Origin of the sequence: Streptosporangium fragile (assembly GCF_039534445.1) — a bacterium.
GTDB classification, from domain to species: domain Bacteria; phylum Actinomycetota; class Actinomycetes; order Streptosporangiales; family Streptosporangiaceae; genus Streptosporangium; species Streptosporangium fragile.
The window spans coordinates 40,076-59,473 of record NZ_BAAAVI010000053.1 but is presented as its reverse complement, the minus strand read 5'-3'; the positions used below and the strand labels follow the sequence as shown (position 1 = coordinate 59,473).

The 19,398-nt window shown below is 66.6% G+C and carries 15 protein-coding genes, 1 tRNA gene and 1 pseudogene; 12 read left to right on the top strand and 5 right to left on the bottom strand.

What is annotated here, in order from left to right; genetic code table 11:
* Positions 1-63 precede the first annotated feature (63 nt).
* Positions 64-474: pseudogene (locus ABD841_RS29110) on the bottom strand (helix-turn-helix domain-containing protein); the annotation flags it as partial.
* Positions 475-1,192: 718 nt separating this feature from the next.
* Between ABD841_RS29110 and ABD841_RS29105 the strand changes: the two are divergent.
* The 10 genes from ABD841_RS29105 (at position 1,193) to ABD841_RS29060 (ending at position 13,639) form a co-directional block, all read left to right on the top strand.
* The gene (locus ABD841_RS29105; protein ID WP_344978472.1) at positions 1,193-1,330 is read left to right on the top strand and encodes a hypothetical protein; all 138 of its coding nucleotides are present in this window, start codon (positions 1,193-1,195) and stop codon (positions 1,328-1,330) included.
* Positions 1,331-1,422: 92 nt separating this feature from the next.
* Complete coding sequence (locus ABD841_RS29100) at positions 1,423-2,097, top strand: vWA domain-containing protein (protein WP_344978470.1); 675 nt, start codon at positions 1,423-1,425, stop codon at positions 2,095-2,097.
* Positions 2,094-3,479 (top strand): protein kinase domain-containing protein, encoded by a 1,386-nt coding sequence (locus ABD841_RS29095; RefSeq protein ID WP_344978468.1) that lies wholly within the window; start codon positions 2,094-2,096, stop codon positions 3,477-3,479. Before ABD841_RS29100 ends, ABD841_RS29095 begins: the two co-directional genes overlap by 4 nt.
* Positions 3,480-3,657: 178 nt before the next feature.
* Positions 3,658-6,771 (top strand): DEAD/DEAH box helicase, encoded by a 3,114-nt coding sequence (locus tag ABD841_RS29090; RefSeq protein WP_344978466.1) that lies wholly within the window; start codon positions 3,658-3,660, stop codon positions 6,769-6,771.
* A complete protein-coding gene (locus ABD841_RS29085) occupies positions 6,755-8,263 on the top strand; it encodes a hypothetical protein (protein WP_344978464.1) in 1,509 nt (502 codons plus the stop codon). The genes ABD841_RS29090 and ABD841_RS29085 overlap by 17 nt, the downstream gene beginning before the upstream one ends.
* Positions 8,250-10,589: a hypothetical protein gene (locus ABD841_RS29080; protein ID WP_344978462.1), complete on the top strand. Its 2,340-nt coding sequence runs from the start codon at positions 8,250-8,252 to the stop codon at positions 10,587-10,589. The genes ABD841_RS29085 and ABD841_RS29080 overlap by 14 nt, the downstream gene beginning before the upstream one ends.
* A gap of 2 nt (positions 10,590-10,591) precedes the next feature.
* Entirely contained in the window at positions 10,592-12,265 is a 1,674-nt protein-coding gene (locus ABD841_RS29075) for a DUF2357 domain-containing protein (RefSeq protein WP_344978460.1), read from the top strand.
* Between the two features lie 17 nt (positions 12,266-12,282).
* Entirely contained in the window at positions 12,283-12,696 is a 414-nt protein-coding gene (locus tag ABD841_RS29070; protein WP_344978458.1) for a hypothetical protein, read from the top strand.
* Between the two features lie 222 nt (positions 12,697-12,918).
* Positions 12,919-13,013, top strand: a tRNA-Arg gene (locus ABD841_RS29065).
* Positions 13,014-13,504: 491 nt separating this feature from the next.
* Positions 13,505-13,639 carry a hypothetical protein gene (locus ABD841_RS29060; protein ID WP_344978456.1) on the top strand — a complete coding sequence of 45 codons (135 nt, stop codon included), beginning with the start codon at positions 13,505-13,507 and terminating at the stop codon, positions 13,637-13,639.
* A gap of 87 nt (positions 13,640-13,726) precedes the next feature.
* Here the strand turns inward: ABD841_RS29060 and ABD841_RS29055 are convergent, their stop codons facing one another.
* The gene (locus ABD841_RS29055) at positions 13,727-14,494 is read right to left on the bottom strand and encodes a neutral zinc metallopeptidase (protein ID WP_344978454.1); all 768 of its coding nucleotides are present in this window, start codon (positions 14,492-14,494) and stop codon (positions 13,727-13,729) included.
* A 407-nt stretch (positions 14,495-14,901) separates the two neighbouring features.
* On the opposite strand from ABD841_RS29055, the gene ABD841_RS29050 reads away from it, so the two are divergent.
* Positions 14,902-15,825: a hypothetical protein gene (locus ABD841_RS29050; protein ID WP_344978452.1), complete on the top strand. Its 924-nt coding sequence runs from the start codon at positions 14,902-14,904 to the stop codon at positions 15,823-15,825.
* 67 nt (positions 15,826-15,892) lie between these two features.
* On the opposite strand, the gene ABD841_RS29045 is transcribed toward ABD841_RS29050, so the two are convergent.
* Positions 15,893-16,066, bottom strand: coding sequence for a hypothetical protein (locus ABD841_RS29045; protein WP_344978450.1), 174 nt, complete (start codon positions 16,064-16,066; stop codon positions 15,893-15,895).
* 97 nt (positions 16,067-16,163) lie between these two features.
* Complete coding sequence (locus ABD841_RS29040; protein WP_344978448.1) at positions 16,164-16,616, bottom strand: HIT family protein; 453 nt, start codon at positions 16,614-16,616, stop codon at positions 16,164-16,166.
* 388 nt (positions 16,617-17,004) lie between these two features.
* On the opposite strand from ABD841_RS29040, the gene ABD841_RS29035 reads away from it, so the two are divergent.
* A complete protein-coding gene (locus tag ABD841_RS29035) occupies positions 17,005-17,769 on the top strand; it encodes a leucine-rich repeat domain-containing protein (RefSeq protein ID WP_344978446.1) in 765 nt (254 codons plus the stop codon).
* A 368-nt stretch (positions 17,770-18,137) separates the two neighbouring features.
* Here the strand turns inward: ABD841_RS29035 and ABD841_RS29030 are convergent, their stop codons facing one another.
* Positions 18,138-19,022: a hypothetical protein gene (locus ABD841_RS29030; protein WP_344978444.1), complete on the bottom strand. Its 885-nt coding sequence runs from the start codon at positions 19,020-19,022 to the stop codon at positions 18,138-18,140.
* Between the last annotated feature and the right edge of the window lie 376 nt (positions 19,023-19,398).

Below are 19,398 nucleotides of genomic sequence, written 5' to 3'. Positions count from 1 at the left end.
CATAGCTCCTCACCCTTCCAGGTTCCGGAGCCTCCAACCAACCCGGGGTGATCCAGGGCTCGCCGTCTGCCCGGCACCCACCGGCACCTTCACCGGCGGGAACCACAGATCGCATTGGGCCAGCTCGCCCGGCTGGTAGGTGGTTCGCGACGACGGATCGGCGGGCTTGTACTGGGGCCGCAGGGCCCGGACGCGGTTCTTGAGTACCGTGAGCGAGTTGGTCCAGCCGATCCGCTCGGCGATCACGGTTGCCGGCATGTCGGGGAACTCCTCCAGCAGATGCCGGATCTGCGGCTCCACCGCGTCCACGATCGACCCCCTGCTTGCTCGCTGGTACTTCGGCGGCTCTTCGGCCGCCAGTGCACGCTTCACGGTGTTCTTCGAGATGCCCATCCGCCGAGCGATCGCTTTGATCGGCATCTGCTCGGCCCGGTGCAACCGGCGGATCTCCGCCCAGTCCTCCACCTTGATCACCCTCCACGGTGACAGCAGAGGGGTCAGATTTCAGCCATCGCTTGGGGGTCAGTTTTCACGTGTCGTCGACAATTCGGGCGATTTCGGCAGTCCCGTGCAGTGTCGTCCCGGACGATCTGACCATCCGGAACCGGATTTATCAGGCCGTATATCGACGCTGGCGACTGGTACACCGCCGACCGACTGGCCGAGCGCGGGCGGGTGGAGGAGTCATCCGCCCGATCAGGAACCGGAGCGCAGCTCATCAGTTGGCCGGCGCGCTGCATCCGAGCGTGCCCTGCCCCTGCTCGCGCCCATATCGTCGGCCACGCGGACGAAGACGGCGCCTGACGCTCCGACTGGCTCGCTCTCGCCGACGCGGAAAACCCAACGCAGGAGAGGCTGAGTGAGGAACGCAACGGTGAGCCGGGAGCCGATGCTGCGGATCTTCGTACTTGACTGCAAGGCCTTGTCTCTGGCTGGTCCAGGTGATAGGAAGATGATCGCCTGGCATGGCCTCGCGTCCCGAGGGCGAGCGGAGGCATCTCCGATGACGGTGGTCGAGGCGTACGGTGACAGGATCTCCGACGCCGTGCTTGCTGTCATCGCGTGCTGGCAAAGGGGGAGGTCACTTCTTCGCCTCGGATGTGGACGACTGGCAGAAGCCGGTCCCCAGACTCGATCGTGGTCAAGAAGGTATGAGCCTGCGTCAAGATAAATCAGCTCATATGCTTACGTTGTGGGATTCTTCGATCTTCGTCGCGAAATGGTTCTCGGCACCATGGCAAAGTACGACGCGATGGGCTGGGATGCCAACGAGTTGTGTATCACGACGCTCCTCTCGATAACCCCACGGCTCGACAAGCAGCTACCTTAGCGCGTGCCGTGGGCTCCGCCGTTGACAGATATCAACATGAGCGAGACGCTAGTCGGCTTTGTGTTGCACAGAAAATCCCCAGGAGGCAACCATTGAGCGCCGATCCGTTGTCTGAAACGCCGATGGCCGCGCGGCAGCGACGCCCACCGCGTCCCCTGCCGGTCTTCGTTCTTGCCGATATCAGCGGCAGCATGCACGGTGAGAAGATCGCCGTGCTCAATGACAGCATGCGCGTGATGTTCTCCGCCTTCGCCGCGGAGGATTCGCCCCGAGGCCAGATCCACGTCGCCGTGGTGACCTTTGGCGGCGACGAGGCGAGGCTCCACATGCCGCTGATACCGGCGTCGCAAGCCGAGTGGAGCGAAGTCGTGGCTGGTGGAAGGACTCCGCTCGGCGACGCGCTCGATCTGACGCGCCGGCTGATCGAGGACCCCGAGGTCGTTCCCGAGTCGGCCTTCACTCCTGCCTTGGTACTGGTCTCCGACGGCGCGCCCACCGACGATTGGGAGGCGCCGCTCGACGCGCTCCTGTCGGAAGGGCGCGCCGCCAAGGCGGTACGGCTCGCGATGGGCATCGGCAGTGATCGCACTCCCGAGGCCGAGCACGTGCTCACCACGTTCGCCACGCCAGGCTGGGACGTCCTGCGCGCCGACCAGGTCGACGAGATCGCGCGGAGCTTCCGGTGGGTCACGGCGAAGGTGACGAGCCAGTTCCGTCAGGTCACCGGACGAGTGGCGCCCCGCCTGCAGGATCTGGACGCGCCATGACCATGACCGTGGAACATATACCGGAGTATGTCCGTGACGAGCGCGGCAACACCTATCAGTTGGACCGTGGGACGCCGATCGGAGAAGGCGGCCAGGGTGTGGTGCTGCGGGTTAAGCGCAGCAGGTTGGCAGTGAAGATCTGCTTTGACGACGGCCAGCCGTCGTTGGGTGACGACATCCGGGAGCGTCTTGATCGGCTCCGCTGGCTTCCGATCGAGGACCTGCCCGTCAGCAGACCAATCGTCCGGCTCGACGAGCCGCATGTCGGATACGTTATGGAGCTCCTGGAGGACATGGCCTCGATGGAGTCCCTTTGCCAGCCGCCCGCAGGCGACCTCGGTCCCTGGTACGCGAGAGGCGGTGGGCTTAGCCGCAGGCTGCGCCTGCTCGCGAAGTGCGCCGACGTGCTGGGCCGGATGCACGGCCGCGGCATCGTGTACGGCGACGTCTCCCCCGGCAACATCCTCGTCTCGGCAGACCCGGAGCATGACGAGGTCTGGTTGGTCGATGCGGACAACCTGCGCGTCGAGAGCTCTCCGGCTGACCGTGTGGTGAAGACGCCGTTCTACGCCGCGCCGGAGCTGTTGCGGCGGCTCAGCGGCAACACACCGTTCAGCGACGCCTACTCCTTCGCCACGGTCGCCTACGAGACGCTGGTCGCCAACCACCCACTGTTAGGCGACCTTGTGGAAGACGGCCCCGTCGAGTACCAGGAGGATGTCCAGCGCGGTCTGCTGCCGTGGGTCGGCCACTCCGACGACGACAGGAATCGCTCCTCGCACGGACTGGAGCCCGGTCTGGTCCTGACGAAGCGGCTGCGGGCACTGTTCGAGCAGACCTTCGAAGAAGGTGTCCGCACTCCGTATCGCCGTCCAGGACTCCACACCTGGGCGGACGCACTACACGCCGCGGCCGATCTCACGATCGTGTGCCCTTCGTGCCGGCAGACGTACTATGCGTTCTGCATGTTCTGCCCGTGGTGTCGGGCGGAGCCGCCACAAATCGTGGTGGTCCAAGCGCACGACGTACTTCCGGCGGGGTTCGCCGGCAGGGCGCAGCACTTGGCTCCCCGGACGGAGTATCTGGTGCTCCAGGGAGGCCAGCCGGTCAACGTGACAGCGCGGCTCACGCGAGTGCTCGGGGGCGACGCGCACACCTCAGTCGCGCGCTTGACCTGGAACGGTGCCTACGACGTGACCGTGCGCAACGTGGGCACCACCGCGATGAGACGGGTCCCGGCTGCGGGTGGGGCAGGCCGGATGGTCTTCCCCGGATCGGAGTTCGTCGAGGACGTACGGATGCCGTGGTTCCTGCACTTCGGCGAGGACAGCCGCGTCCATCGTGCGCTGACCTTTATGTTGCCACGGCGATCGGAGAGCTGACGTGAAGGCCCATGAACTGCACACGGGAGAGGCCGTCCCTGTCGAATTGCAGCCGTGCGGCACCCCGCAGGGATGGCTGCGGAATCCGTCGGCGGAAGTGTTCCTCAGAAGGCCCGCGCCGGGCTCCGCGCACGACGTCGTCGTCGTTCCCGTTGGCGGCGGAACGCCAGTGCAGGCGATGGCGGTCGATCGGGCCCAGCTTGACGCCGTGCTCGACTCGGGCATGAAGACCGTGAGCTGGGTGCTGACGGGTACGCGTGAAGCCCGTGACCCCTTCGTCGTCCAGTGCCACCTGTTCCCCGGCGTTTCGCTGGGTGAGCGTCTCGTCATCGGCGTGGACGACTACGTGGCGGACCAGGTCCGCTCATCGGCGGGCTCCCAGAGCGTCTACACCTGGCTGGGAGAAGAGTTCACGCTCTCACCCGGCCCCTCCCGGATCGTCCACAGCGGCGGCCCAGCCGACACGGAGACCCCAGAGGTGCGCCCCTTCAGCATGCACGGCCGCCGCTGGATCGCTGACGTGGGGCTGCGCGACGACCGGCTGCAGATCGTTCGCATCGTGCCCAGCGGCAGAAGACAGCCGAGCCGCTGGATCAGGATCAGCGAGGTCGAGCTGTCGTTCGTCGACGTCGCGGAGGCGGTCGCGACGGAGCAGATACGCGCGATGCTCGCCGGTCTCATGGAGGAGGGACGCTCCTATATCGAGATGTGGAGTGCCTACAACGACATCGAGCGCGAGGCGCTCGTGGAGGAGGCTCTCAGGCTCAAGTCGGCGCGCTACGAGCGGTGGGAACTGCTGCCCGACGGGCTTTGGCGCTTCCACCTCGCTGGCGACGAGCGCTCGGCAGCCTTTCTACGCGCGCTGAAGTCCTACGGGGGAAAGCTCGACCTCGAGGCGGGTAGCGATCTTCCGCCGGAACTGACAGGCGACCAGAAGTCCCGCGGCGGCCAGACGGTGTCCGGCGCCCTCGCCGGCGTGCGGCCGGACATCGACGCGATCGATGTCACGCCGCTGCGCGACGACCTCGACGCCGATGATCCGTCCTCGTCCGGGCACCTGTTCCGCGCGCTCACCGGCGACCGGATCCGGCTGAGCCGACGTGAGCAGGCCAAGCGCCGGATCTGGTCCGGCCACGCGGAGATGCGCGGCCTCGCCCAGTTGATCGAGGGCATCGACGTCTCAGCGGGCACGCCGCGGCGGATCATGGGGGAGAGCGAAATACTCTCCCAGGCGGTCAGAGACGTCTTCGGCGGAGGCGGGCCCACCGACGCGCAGCGGGCGGCGCTGAAACTCGCCCTGACCACGCCTGACATCCTCCTCGTCCAGGGGCCTCCCGGCACCGGCAAGACGCAGTTCATCAGCGCCCTCCTGCACTGCCTGGATCAGATCGACGAGAAGGCGCTCGCGCTCAACCGTACTTTGATCACCAGCTACCAGCACGACGCGGTCGACAATGTCGTGGGCAAAGCACGCCGCAGGGGAATGCCGCCTACCCGGGTGGACTCCCGGCCAGGGCGCCAGGCTCAGAGCGCCCGTAGCTGGCGCGAGGAGACCCTGGCCAGACTCGACGAATACCTCCAAGAGCACCGGCCCGACGTCAGGACCAGGCAACACCTGGACGACCTGCGGCGCATTGCCGCTGCCTACGATGCGCACCCGGCGACCGCCCGCGACCTACTGGATCTGCTCGACAAGGTCAGGCGGTCGGTGGGAGAGCTGCTTCCGCCCCCGTTGCGCGGACGTCTCGACCAGGCTCGTGCTGCCGTCCACGGACGCATCAACGCTCAGCTGCACCTGGCCGCGCCCGTACGCAGAACCGCGCTCGCCGTGATCAGGTCGATCCGCGTCAGCGCGGAGTCGTTCGCAGATGACGGCCCGGAGCGCGCCAGGACGGCACGCGCTCTGCTCGACCGCTACGACCTCCTCGACGAGGGGGACCACGCCCTACTGGACCAGGCGGCGGACCAGCTCGACAGAGGAGACGTGCAGGCCGTGATCGGCGAGCTGCGGCTTCTGTGCGAGCGGCTGTTCGACCGGATCTCCGCCGAGCGGCATCTCGAGGGCACGACCGGTCGCGACCCCGCCATCCTCGTGCTGCTCCAGGACATCATCGACGCGGTCGAGGAGCGCGTGGCGGCCGAGCCGGACAATGTCGGTGAGGTGCTGCGCGCCTTTCGAGCCGATCTCCAGGATGACCTGTCTCTGGTGGAGGCGACGCTGCGCCGATACAACTCCGTGCTCGCGACCACGGTCCAGCAGGTGGACTCCAGCGAGATGCACCGAATCGTGGACGCGCCGCTGCCGGTCTTCGACACGGTGATCGTCGATGAGGCAGCCCGGGCCAACCCGCTCGACCTCATGATCCCGCTTGCCTGCGCGCGCAAGCGCATCGTCCTAGTCGGCGACCACAAGCAGCTTCCGCACGCCCTGGAGCTGAAGCTGGAGAGGGAGCTGCGCCGTACGAACCGCATCAGCACTTCCTCGGACCTGTCACGCAGCCTGTTCGAGCGGTGGTTCGACATGTTCGACGGCATCGAACCCCGGCTGCGCACGATACGGCTGGACGAGCAGTTCCGCATGCATCCCCACTTAGGGGAGTTCGTGAGCAGGGTCTTCTACGGCGGCCCGCGCGCGGTCCGGCCGCATCCGTCCACGCACGCGCTCACCCACTCCCTGCAGCCCTACCACGGAAAGGTCGCCGCGTGGATCGACGTTCCGCACGAGACGGGTGGCGAGGAGAGGGACGGCCACAGCTTCGTCCGCGAATGCGAGGCGAAGCGGCTCGTCAGCGAGCTGGCCGCCCTGATGGCGTTGGACGCCAATCGTAGGCTCAGCTTCGGCGTGATCACCTTCTATAAGGCGCAGCAGCTACGGCTGGAAGATCTTCTCGTGGACGCGGGGCTCGGCGTCAAGGACGACAAAGACCGTTTCGGGCCGATGCCTCATATGGCGTGGACAGACGAACGCCGTCCCCGCGAACGCCTGCGCGTCGGCACGGTCGACGCCTTCCAGGGCATGGAGTTCGACGTCGTCCTGCTTTCCGTCACCAGAAGCAGCCCGTGGTCGGACGAGCCCGGCTCGGCGGTCAGACGCTACGGCCACCTGCTCCGCGACAGTCGCATGTGCGTGGCCATGAGCAGGCAACGTCGGCTGCTCATCGCTGTGGGCGACCCGGCGATGGCTGATCGTGACACGGCTCCACACGACCAGCTCCTCGGCCGGTCGCTCGCCGAAGGACTCGTCGCCTTCCGCGAGCTGTGCGAAGGGAGGCACGGTGTCGTTCGGTCCTGACACACCCGTGCTGATGTCGGAGTACGTGAGCTATCGGGGCAGGCTGCAATGGCTGCTCTGGCCGGCATGGCAATACCGCGTGCTGGCACCACTGGTCTACGAGCAGCACCTCAACGCCTTCCAAAAGGCCGTGCTAGGTCTCGCCCGAGCCGGACACCGCAACACGACGACTATGGCCGAGCTGCTGCAACTGCACCCGGACCTGCTCGAACTCGTCCGCGACGACCTGCGCCAGCTCTCCTACCTCGACCAGCACGGCGTGGTAACCGAGCGAGGGGCCGCGGCCATGAAGGACGGCTTCCTCGATCCGGACAAGACCATCGTCACCTATGTCTACCAGGACCCCGTCACCGGCACCCTCTGGCCGGCCTCTACTCAGGAGCCGCAGATCGCTCCGGCGCAGTGGGAGGGCGTCAACCGCGCGAGCGTGCGATTCCGGACCGCGGGCGCGCCGCTACATGTGTCGGCCCTGCCCGTCCCCCCGCCCGCTATGGGTCCTTCCGTTGGGCCGCCAGGCCACGAGGACATCGTCGAGGCGGTCTCACGCGGTGAACGCCTCGGCAGGCGGATTCGACGCGACCGACCCTGGCAGCAGGCGCCGCCGGAACGCGTCGTGGCCCGCGTCTCGGTGGTGAGCGCCGGGCAACCGGTATTCCTGCCTGTCGCGCTCGGGCTGTCCAAGCAGGCCAAGGAAGGCGTCGCGAGCGTGACCTGGGTCGCGCGCAATCCGTTCTCCGGACGGCCCAGCACGTACCTGCGGCGGCTCGTCGCCACTCGGGCACAGCACAGCCCCCCGTTACGCGGCGCCATCGACAAGCTGCTCGGCCGGTCGAGCCAGGCCCTGTACGCGGAATTCGACCAGATGGATCGGGAAATTCGCCGGAGGCTGGCGGAGGACCTGGAGGCCCGATTCACCCATCGCATCCGCGACGAGCAGGCGGTGTTAGAACTGCTGACGCTCCTGGAACGCGACATCAACAGGGTGCGGCGGCCCGGCGACCACACCGCCGAAGTGGCCGACGTCGTGCGCAACGCCTGGCGACTGCACGAGGTCGTGCTGCGCGGTCTCGTGCGCCGCCGGCGTGTGCCGATCGCCAGGAACGAGTCCATACGCGAGCGCCTGACCAGAGCGCTCACGGAGCTGGGCCTGCCGTTCTCACAATACGCGCCGATCAAGGCTGCGGACTGGCGCACGGTCTTAAAGGCGTTCAACAACCCTGACAGCGCCACTTCCCCCAGCCTGCTCGCCGCCGCCACTCTGTCGGCCGCCGCCGGGGACTCCGCCCACCCCTTCCGCAGGCTCGCCGCCCATCGGCGAACTTTAATCACCGACCTGACGAACCTCTCGAAAGACCGCAACTCCCCCGGCTCGCACGCGGGGCTTACCCCGCTCAGTCCCGCGTTCGCCGAGCTCGCCTGGCAACTGGCGCAGGAGACCGTTGCGGCACACCTCAATCTGCCGATACCGAAGGGAAACGATGTCGAAGCGTAGTCGCCGCTCGGGCAGCACCAGGCAGAACAACGGCACGAGCGTCGCCAGGAAGACCGAGGCGCTCAAGACCCTGCTGGAGCGGGCTCGACAAGCCGATCCAGCAGAGGTGGAGGCAGTCATGACGGCGGAAGGCGTGCCGGCCGCCGACATGACTGCCATGACAATCGAGCCTGCGGACGTCACGCGGCTGGGCGAGGTGCTGGACGCGTTGGACATGCAGCGTCTGGCGTACCAGAAATGCGCCACGGCAGCCAGCGAGCGGGAGCGCCAAGCCGAGGAGACCCGCAAGTCGCTGGAGGAGGAGCGCCGAAGCCTCGCCGGCGAACGCCAGAACCTGGCCGACCAGCAAACCAAGATCCAAAAAACGAGTCTGGCCTTGGCTGCACGCGAGGACCAACTCCGCGCCCTCGAGCAGGACGCGGAAGAGGGCTTCGTCGCCGCTGCGGCGAACGCCCACCAGGCTCTGACGACCGAGCTGACCCGTCGCCGCGACGATTTCGACCGGCGGCTCCAAGAGGAGGCTGACGCCCTGCGGGACGACCATCGGCGGCGGTTAGCGCGGCTCGACGAGGACCGCGTCGAGCTCCAGGCCGCCCGCGACACGCTGAAGGCAGAGCAGGCGGAGCTGCGCGCCGCGCTCGCCGAGGCGCGCCGTACGCAGATCGCCGGTGAGCGGCGCGATGCGGCGATCGAGGCCGAGGTGGCCGCGCGAGCGGCCGCCGAGATCGCGGCGGTGCAGGTGGAGCTGCACACCACGACCGTGCGGGCGGACGCCGCCGAGCAGCTGGTAGGCGAGCTGTCGGCCAGGCTGCGGAGGCTGGAGAGCGACTGGGAAAGGTACGGGATCGAGGACCCAAGCCACATCCTCGACCAGCTCCATGCTGTCAAGGAGGCGAATAGGGACCTCCGCGACAAACTCGCCGCCCGACTTGACGACGACACGCTCGACCGACTGCGCCGTCTGGAACAGCAGAACCGCGAACTCAACGCCGAGCGCGAGCGACTCGGCTACGAGCTGGAGGAACTGCGCGGCCAGGCGCTGGCGAACCGGATCAGCAACCTCCAGATCAAGCAGCTCGCCGACGCCGAACAACACTTCGCCATCCTCGAACGCGGCTACCAGACACGCATCGGAGAGCTGCGCGCGAGCGTGGAGGAGCTCTATCGGGATCGCCCCGATCCCACATCGCCACTGTTCCCAAACTGCGTCGCCATGGACGACGATGACGAGCTGAACGAGGAGGGCGTGCTGGTGGACGAAGCGCCCGACTTGGCGGAGCTCGCGCTCGCCCTCCAAGCCAAGATGTTCACCGGGTCCGACCGGGCCTACCGGCTCAACGACGTGTGCGCCACGCTCGGAGGCATGCACATGAGCAGGCTCCACCTGCTGGAGGGCATCAGCGGTATCGGCAAGACCTCGCTGCCCAAGGCGCTGGCGCGAGCACTCGGCACCGACTGCGTGGTGATCGAGGTCCAAGCGGGCTGGCGCGACCGCCACGACCTCATCGGCCACTACAACACTTTCGAGAAACGGTTCGACGAGTCGGAGTTCCTGCAGGCCATCTACCGGGCGCAGACACCGAGATTCCGCCACCGCCCCTATTTCATAGTGCTCGACGAGATGAACCTGTCGCGTCCAGAGCAGTACTTCTCGGTGTTTCTGTCCAAGCTCGAGAACAACGACGGCAAGCCCATCCAACTCGCCCCCACTGGACTGGGCAGGCAACCCAACTGGATGGTGGGCGGCAAAGCCATCCATCTGCCGGACAACATCTGGTTCGTCGGCACTGCCAACCAGGACGAGTCGACGCTGGAGTTCGCAGACAAGACCTACAACCGCTCGTTCGTGCTGGAACTGCCCGCCGTACGGCCGTGGGTGCCGCGCTTGGCCGCGCACGCCGCGCAGCCGTACAGTGTTACAGCCTTGGACCAGGCCTTCCGCGGGGCGAGGAAAACGCACGCCGAAGCGGGAACGAAGGCACGCGAGTTCGTCAAGTCACTGCGCAACGACCTCTACGAGTTCGGCAGGGTGCAACTAGGCAGCCGGGTGGAGAAACAACTGGAGAGGTACGTGCCCGTGGTGGTGGCCGCGGGCGCCGGCCAGCAGCAGGACGACTCCGGACAGGACGGCCTGGCCTTCGCTATTGACCAGTTCCTCTCCTCGAAGGTACTTCGCCAGCTCCGCACCAGATTCGAAGTGACCGTCGAGCATGTGAAGAAGATCGAGGCCAGCCTCCTCAACGAGTGGGACAACGGAGGCATGAGCGGAATGCCCGAACGGTCCATGCGTACGCTGGAAGACGCACGCCGTCGGCTGGACGGCTGATCATGAGCGCTCCGGACCTGCTGATGTCATCCTCGGTCATCGCCGTGGCACACGCGCTGCGCCGAACGTCGAGCGTGGCCGGCTGGCTGCGCGAGAACGTCTTCATGCCCGACACCAAAAACCGATCTGGACTGAACGCGCTGGACAAGGCGATCATAGAAGACTGGCGGGCGTTGAAGACGGTGTGCTGGCGCCCCCACGACCGGCTCGAGACCAGGCCGGAGATCGTACGCGCGGCGCGGGCTCGCCGCGTGCCGCCGGCTGGCCTCATGCGCTTGGCAAGCCACACCGCGGACTGGGCCGGTGTCGAGCACGGACGCATTCATCCGCACCGGCTGCTCTCGCTGAACTTTGCCGAGAACCTCGACTTCTACGAGAACCGGGTGGCAGCCCAGCTCGTTGATCGGCTACGCGCCTATTTGACCGCCCGCATCGACGAGCTCGACAATCTTGCACGGAGCATGGCCGACCTGGATCAATACCGCTACCACGACGCTTTGGGGCGAGCGCAGTCATGGCGGAAGACCGACAGGCTCGCTCACCTGGTGGCTGCCGCCGTCGCCAGCACCGAGGGGCAGGCCGTCGTCGTCCAGGAGACCGTCGCGACGCTGCGTACGGCCCGCGACCGAGTGCTGGGGCTGCAGAGCTCGCCGGCCTACCGGCACGCCAGCCGCCGTCTGCGGGTTCCGCTAAGGCTGCTCCGCACTAACCTTTTCGCGAACGACGACAACTATCACCGAGTCGGCACCCTCTGGGATCAGTGGCTGGTCCGGCACGAGGCCGAGCGCGACCTGCGGAAGGCGGCCGACGCCGAGTTCAGCTCGTGTTACGGGCTTTATGTGGCGACGCTCGCCGTACGCGCGTGTCAGGTGCTCGGGTTCTCTCCAGTGGACCCGTCCGCCCCCTTCCCGCGATCCGGCTCTGGCATCGATCTGAGCGACTCGAGCAGGACGATCACATGTCATCTCGAACCGGACGGCATAAGAATGTCGATGGACGGGCGCATCCTCGTCCACGTCAAGGCCGTGCAGGAGTCGCTCTCGGCGCATTCCTCGGCCGCCGCCGCCCAGGAGGCGGTCAACCAGCTCTATGCCGCACTCGGCGACGACGGCCCGGTCATCGTCGCCTATCCAGGGCTTCGCCACGAACGAGAGAACCTTCCTCAATCACTCCGGCGAGCGCTGCACAGCAGCGGACCCAGCCGCGGCAGTCCCGCCTCACTCATAGGAGTCGTCCCGGTCACGCCACTGGAGATCGAGGGTATCGAGCGTCTGGCACGTGCCTTGCGCTGGGTCGTCCACGGTTTTCCGATGCGGGATGAGTATCCCCCAGCCCAGCTCGCGGGACGGACGCCCACCGCTGAAGACCTGCGAGAGGCGGACGGCGGGCGTGCCCAGCACATTCTGCGGTGCCCACTGTGCGGGGCAGCGAACGCCAAATTTTCCGCCCGTGGTGGTGACACCTTTCATTGCCGCTGCGGGGATTGCGAAGGAACGTGGGGCACCCGCCTCTGCGGCCGATGCAGCCGACGTTATCCGGTCCTGTGGCCGAAGAACGCGAAGGCGACTGGCGATGACGGCGACCAGCTCGATCTCGCCTTCGGCGCTGACCTCCTGGCGATGCCCTGCACTTCGCCGGAGGCGGGTACCCGTTTTCGCTGCCCATGGTGCGACTGACAAGGAAAGGGCTCACCGTGGTACTCATCAACCTGCAAATCCACTTCTATGGTCTTACGTTCGAGGAGCTTTACAAGTTCGTCAATGCGGCTCGTGCGACCGGCGTGGATCCATCGAGCGAGGTTCCGTTGGCCGAGCGCGAAGACGACTACGAAAGAGTGACGACGGTGACAGGCTTCCAACTCGCACTCAACGACAGAACCTTCAAAGGTTTCCCCGAGCCCCTGAGCGCTGATGAGGCGCAGCAACTCTCCACCGTGCTGGATAGGCTGCTTACCGCGGAGGACCCCCAAAACTCCGTTCAGATGTCCTGCTGTGGAGGGATCGACTTCGGGAGGCCTGGCATCTTGCTGCAGCGATCTGACAGCGCATTCGCGACGTGTGCTGCGGTGAAAATTCGGAACATCGTCCGGCCATGCCCTTGCCGTTGACAACGAAACTGGATTGTCGGGGCCGTCGCGGCAGTCCAGTCGGCTGGCACGTGACAGACCACGCGGCAGCCGGATGCGTACGATGTGGTTGAGATCAACCGTCCAGCCGGACACGCACGCGTCCCCCTACCGAAAGTGGCTGGAGGGCCGAAGTACGCGCGAGCAACCATGGCTCGCCATCTGGGGACATACGCGGGATGATCAAGCCTGTCCCATGCGGGCGCCACAGCGTTTCAGCAGGTCAGCCCATATGCGCGGGCATCTCCGCCCCCACTCTTCTAAAGCGGGTGTCGCATGTTCGAATCATGCCGGGGGCACCTAGTTGACCTTGTGGTCTGCCTGAGGGCTTCTTGCATGCCTCAACGATAGAAGCAACCGAATCGGTTGATCCGGCTGCTCTGCCCGTCTCAAGGCATACAGCAAGCCTTACGTCTCCAGAGCTTCGGTGATCTGCCTGTTCGCATGGGCATGCTGCCCGTCGATGCACTTCGGGTAGATGCGGAGGAGAACATCAACCCCGTGCCCGGCACGTTGAGCCACCTCGGTCGGCGGGATTCCCGCTTTGAGCCGCAGGGAGACCGCCGCGTGCCGGAGGTCGTACGGTCTGGCCGAGTCCCTGCCGGAAGCAGCGGTCCGGGAAACGCCGGAGAAGACCGGCCTCGCCAGCACCTGCACCAATCCCAGGTGCGTCATCCTCTACATCAGTACACCAGCAACGGTGAGACCGCCAGGAGTTCTCCATCGTGCTGGGCGCCGCCCCGTCGCCGGCGAGCCGGCTCCGAGCGGCGAGTCCCGCGAAGTGCGGTGTGTGCCCCGCGACACGGTCGCCTCCCTGACCATGGACCGCTCGGTACGCCTGCGCATCGGCCACTACCTCGACGGCACTGCACTACCACGCATCGGCCACTACCTCGACGGCACTGCACTGCCGCGCGTCGGCTGACTCACCTCGATTCTGCGCGGCCCTTATCAGGCGAGAGCCGTGCCATCGAGCGGGAAAGCGGCAGTGCAGGGGGCCACCGCGAGGCAGCTACGCGACCTTGCCGGACGGGGCGGTCCAGGTGTTGCACGACTTGGGGTTGCCGGTGGAGTAGCCTCGCTTGACCCAGTAGGCGAGGTTGGCGCCCTTGCCGAAGACGCTGATCACGCCCTTGTCGGCCCCGGCCTTCGCCAGGTCCGCCAGACGCTTGGCGTCCTTGGCGGGGTAGCCGAGAGCGGGCCACAGGCTCCTGGCGGTCACTCCGCTGATGCACTGCGCCTGCAGGTTGTAGCGGCGAAGCTGCTCGGAGATCTCCTCGCCGTCGTCGGCGTGCAGGGCGTTGTAGGCCTCCGCGATGTCGACCATGTTCAGCACGTGCTCGCCGTACGCCGAACTCAGCTGCGCGAAAATCTGGACGTCGTCGGATGCTTTGATCCAGTCGGAACGGATCTGCACGATGAAGTTGGCGTGCCCTCCGCAGTAGAAGGCTGCTGATTTCTTCGGGCTCAGCGTTCGCCCTCGACAGTCCGTCTTGTACTTGTCCGTCATCTCCACTCGGACCGGGACGAACTGCAGGTTGGCACCTTTGAGGTAGGAACCCCAGGTGTCGTCCAGACAGGAGATGACCGCGTTGACGTGCTTCTTAACCGAGGCCAGGGTCTTTCCCTTGGCGGGTTTCACGCACGCCGCGTCGGGGAGCTTACCGGCGGCGTAGAGGGAGTTGTTGGTCAGATCCGGGGCGTCCTCGACCGGATATGCGGAGGCGGAGGCCGTACCGGGGAAGAGCAGTGCGGACGCGCCGACAGCTACCATGATCATGCGAATCTTCATGGTGAAGGACATTAGAGCAAAAATCTATGCTTGTTGAGCATTTATCCTTTATTGGCCTCTTCCGCTTCCACGGTAGAGAGCCTTTCGGCTGCGCTGCCGCCAGGCCCTCACCGCTCCTACAGCAAGGCGGTTTCACCGATGGACAGCACACATATCCCTTTTGAGCGGCACGACACTGCCGCATATCGGGTAAGTTTGCCCTGGATCACCACCGTTGCGCGCGTTTAAGAAATCGCCGAACGAGCGGTTTACGAACGCGGTCCACCCTCTCAGGCACTCGGCGAACGGCCGACCGCCCGCGCTCGGCGAGGTGGCCGAAAGGCGAGCTGTGACCTGACCCATCACACGACTGATGTACGGGAGCACCGATCGAACGGAACCGGCGTTTCAGTGCCGTGAAGCGTCTCCACGTGGTCGGCGTCGTCCTGGCCGCGATCGCGGTCTGCGCGGCAGCCGTACTGATCTCGCGATCGGTGGGCGGGCCGTCATCCGTACCGGCGTCGTGCCCGCAACGCTGGGACGGTGAGGAGCCCGGTGGCTGGGTGCCCGCCGCCGCCGACATCGACGGGGTCGAGGAGTCGCTCGTGCCCGGTGAGCCGGTCGCGGCGATGATCTGCGCCTACCCCGGCGACAATGCGCATCCGGGAGGCGAGCGCCTCACCGGATCCCGGACCCTGACCGGTGAGGCCGGAGCGATGGCTCGTGACCTGGCCTACCTTCCGGTGGCCACAGCGGCTGTCGGAGGCCCGTGCACGCAGATGGGCGGGCCGATGACGAACTATCTCATCCGGTTGGCCTACTCCACCGGGGAGGCGCTGTGGGTGGGCAGCGCCGAAGAGGTCAACTCCTGCGTGACAACGACGAACGGCACGGTCGGCACCCGCTCGTACGTCGGGAAGAGCATCACCGCCGCCTACCGGACCGGAAGGTGGAAGCTCATCCGTCCCGACGACCCCTGCCGAGAGACCATCGGACGCCGGGGCCAGAACGAGTGGATGGTGCCCGACGGACCCATCTCTGTCCTGGTGTGCGGGGAGGCCACCTCCCACGACAGCCCGTCCCCCCGGCGAGAGCACGGCAGGCAGGTCGCCGAGACCCTGGCGGCGGCACTGAACTCCCTGGACACCTGGCCGAGCGAGAACACCTGCCGCGGAGGCGGCGACGGCTGGTTCCGGCTCATATTCACCTACGCCGACGGACCACCCGCGGGCATCGGGATCCTGGTGGGCTGCACCCCCGGCATCAACAACGGGCTGCTCCAAGCCGACCTCATCGACCTCGTCCGCGACCAGGTGGTACGGCTCGCCCCACCGGCCTGAACGACCGCAGCGCCGATCGGCCGAGGGCGACGCGATGCTCGGCGAACGGATGGTCGTGAAACGGATGTCAGCGCGACCCGTACACCGCGCACGAGTGATGCGCGACCAACCGGATGAGCTTGTCGTCGGCCCGGTGGGCGTCGCCCAGGTAGCGGACACCGTCGAGCGACCCGATGAACATCACGCAGGTACCGGACACCATCGAGCGGGTGGAACCCGGTGTCGACCGGCTCCGGCGCATGCCGATGTCGTACGGCCAAGCCGACGCGGTCAGCAGGGCTCGTTCCGTGCTGCCGGACGCCCTACGTGACGATCCGGCATCCGGCTGTGCGACGCGGTCACTGGAGAAACCGGCCGAACTCCACCGCTATTTCGTCCATCCGACCAGCGGAGACGGCATCGTCGCCCGTACGGCCCAGCAGGTCGAACACTCTGCGCCCACGGAGTTCGCGCGGCAGGTCTTCCATGCGCGGCACGAGGTGAAAGTGCACGTGCTGGAAACCCTCCAACTCGGCGAACTGCACCACGTACGTCTTGGCGCAGCCGGTCACCGCGTGCAGCGCCCGTGACAGCCGGACCTGCCAGGCGCCGAGCGCGGACGCCTCCGCGTCGGTCAGGGCGGCGATCTCCGTGACGTGGCGGCGGGGAACCAGCACCAGCCAGCCCGGCAGCGCCGTGCCGATCGCATGGGTCACACGCCAGTGCCCGTCGACGGCAATCCTCTCCCTCGGCGGCAGCGTGTCGAACCGCGCCTCCTGCTCGCACGTGTAGCACCCGGTGGAGGTCGTCACACCGCCCGATGCTACGTGGCGGGTGCTCCAGGGGTCTGGCTTTGCGCCGGCGCGGTCTGTACGGCATGGACGGTATGGATGGTGTAGTCCCAGGGTCGTGCATCTCGCGGACAGGGCTCGTCAGGTCATGAAGAGCGACCCGCGGGCGATGCCAGTGATCTGCAAGCCAGCCTTCAGCGCCTCTACCTAGCGTGATCGTCGGCCACGGGGTTCGGCATCGATGGACGGCCGGACCGTTGGGGGGTCGATACGGCCGGACCGTTCGGGGCCGGTGTGGTCGGGCCGAGTTACGCCGGTTGTCTCGGGAAGGGGAGTCATGACGGGGGACAAGAAGCTCCCAAGGGCCGCTGTACTGCGGATCAACAAGTGTCTGCGAAAAGAATCGGACGTGCTCAATCTGAGCGACATACCTCTGGACGTGTTGCCGGAGCAACTGCGTGAACTGACTCATCTGCGCGAGGTTCGCCTGCACCTCACCAGGATCCCTGAGCGGCTGAGCGACCTCACCAACCTCACCCATCTCGGCTTGGCTGGTCAGCTGACCAGCCTCCCTGACTCGCTGGGCAACCTCACCTCCCTCACCTCCCTCACCTCGCTCCACCTGTACGGCAACCAGCTGACCGAGGTTCCTGAGTGGCTGGGCAGCCTCACCTCTCTTACCTCGCTCCACCTGCAGGGGAATCAGCTTGTCGGCCTCCCTGACTCGCTGGGCAACCTCACCTCCCTCACCGAGCTCATCCTGAGCAAGAACCAGCTGACCGAGGTCCCTGAGTCGCTGGGCAACCTCACCGCCCTCAAACGCCTCTACCTGGGAATCAACCGGCTGACCCGCCTTCCCGACTCGCTGGGCAACCTCACCGCCCTCACCTCGCTCGTCCTGGAAGTCAACCAGCTGACCGAGGTCCCTGAGTCGCTGGGCAACCTCACCGCCCTCAAGCACCTATTCCTGGGGTACAACCGGCTGACCCGCCTTCCCGACTCGCTGGGCAACCTCGCCGCCCTCACCTCGCTCTACCTGGAGAGCAACCCGCTGGCCGGCCTTCCCGACTCGCTGGAAAACCTCACCGCCCTCACCAGGTTCCGCCTGGAGGGCGACCTGCTGGCCGACCTTCCCAAATCGCTGCGCCGTCGCGCCCGGACCCCGTCGCGATAGCACCGGTTCCCGGCCGACCTCAACCGTTGACGAGCCCGTCCTGACAGCCTCGCGATCATCTTCCGAGCACGTTCTCAGAGGTCGGTGGGGGTCACTGATCCGTGAACGCCGGTCCACCGCCGAGACGGACCGATCCGCCAGGCGGGGAACGATGTCCTGCGCCCACTGGTGTAGGACATCGAGGAAGCCGGACGAGGTCTTGCTGAACGCTCTGCAGAAGGCCGGGCAGGGCGTCACGGGGGATATCGATGTACTGCTCGGACGGGCCGGGGAGTCCCCCCGGCGGAGCCGTCGGCCTTGACCGGAACGCCGACCACGGTGTCGGCGATGGCGACCTCACCTGGGGAGCGGGCTCGGCCCGTGGGTCATCATGGATCGCCTGCGACCAGCTCCGCTGCGGTTGTCGGGCGGAATGTCGGCAGTACTGCGAGCAGTTCGGCCTCGGACGCCTGGTGGCTCTCGACTTGCACCAGGGCGTCGCCGTGTGTGGCGAACACGGTTGTGCGCGGGCCTTCGGCGCCCTCCCGGTCCTTGGACGTCCCGGTGCGCACCCAGACACCGGTTGCCACCTGTCGGCACGGCACGGTCGATTCGTAGTCCCAGGCCGGGTACGGTCGCGCGCATGCGGCCTCCGGGGTCGCGGCCGTACCCGGCCTGACATCGATCTCGATCTGCCGGCGGTGACCGTTGGAGAACTCCTCGTGCTGGTAGGTGAGCTCGATCGCCTGCCGCGAGAGCGAGTCGTTGACATACGCCAACCGATAACCCGGAATGACGGGTGCGATGAGCGGCACGCCGGAGCCCGCCAGGTCCCGTATCCGCTCCGATTCGCGCATCGCGTCGTCCACCAGCGAACTCACGGGGTATGCGAAAACGATTGCGCCGACCGCAAGGACGCGCGGCACCCAGTTCCCGGGAGTGAACACCCACGCCGTGACCAGATAACCGGCCACGGCGCCGGCAAAGACGGTGAGGCTCCTGTAGACCGCGTGATCGGCGTACGGCGCGAGCGTGAGCTCGAAGAGGGTGAACGCGAACATGGTGAACGGCGCGAGGACCGCCACGGCTCCCCAGAGTCGCAGCTTGGCCACCCAGCACAGCAACAACCCCAGCGGAAACGGCACGAAGGCCACGGCCCCCAGTATGGCGAAGCCGGCGAATTCGCCGCCTCCCGGTTTGTAGTAGATCGGGATGAGAATTTCGGCCGCCCCGATCACGGCTCCCACCGACGCAGCCCGGATCAATGTTTTCACAGCCCGATTTTTCAGCCTGGACCCTTTCGGGCGGTAGTGCGCTCGTCCGCACCGGGCTTCAGCGCCGGCGTTCAGCGGAAGGAGCCGCTGTGGCTGCGTCATCGCCCGGTCACTCTCCGGTCCGTCGGCAAGGCGTTCCCACCGATGCACGTCAGGGCGTACCTCCCCGATCACCGTGGCGTTGCCGTGCGTCGGGGAGGTACGCCCTGGATCGTCGTCGTTGTGCGCGTCGGGGGATCCGCTGAACGAACGGTTTCCGAACGCGGTGCGCGCTCGTAGGCGCTCGGCGAACGGCTGACCGCGCTTGGCGAGGTGGTCGAAGAGCGAGGCGCGGCCCGACCCGTCACGCGACCGGTGTGCGGGAGCACCGGTCGGA

Excerpts from the sequence above, each read along its gene's own strand:
- ABD841_RS29095 (WP_344978468.1), top strand. The coding sequence starts at position 2,094 with ATGACCATGACCGTGGAACATATACCGGAGTATGTCCGTGACGAGCGC.
- ABD841_RS29090 (WP_344978466.1), top strand. The coding sequence starts at position 3,658 with ATGGCGGTCGATCGGGCCCAGCTTGACGCCGTGCTCGACTCGGGCATG.
- ABD841_RS29080 (WP_344978462.1), top strand. The coding sequence starts at position 8,250 with ATGTCGAAGCGTAGTCGCCGCTCGGGCAGCACCAGGCAGAACAACGGC.
- ABD841_RS29075 (WP_344978460.1), top strand. The coding sequence starts at position 10,592 with ATGAGCGCTCCGGACCTGCTGATGTCATCCTCGGTCATCGCCGTGGCA.
- ABD841_RS29055 (WP_344978454.1), bottom strand. The coding sequence starts at position 14,494 with ATGATCATGGTAGCTGTCGGCGCGTCCGCACTGCTCTTCCCCGGTACG.
- ABD841_RS29045 (WP_344978450.1), bottom strand. The coding sequence starts at position 16,066 with ATGCGCCGGAGCCGGTCGACACCGGGTTCCACCCGCTCGATGGTGTCC.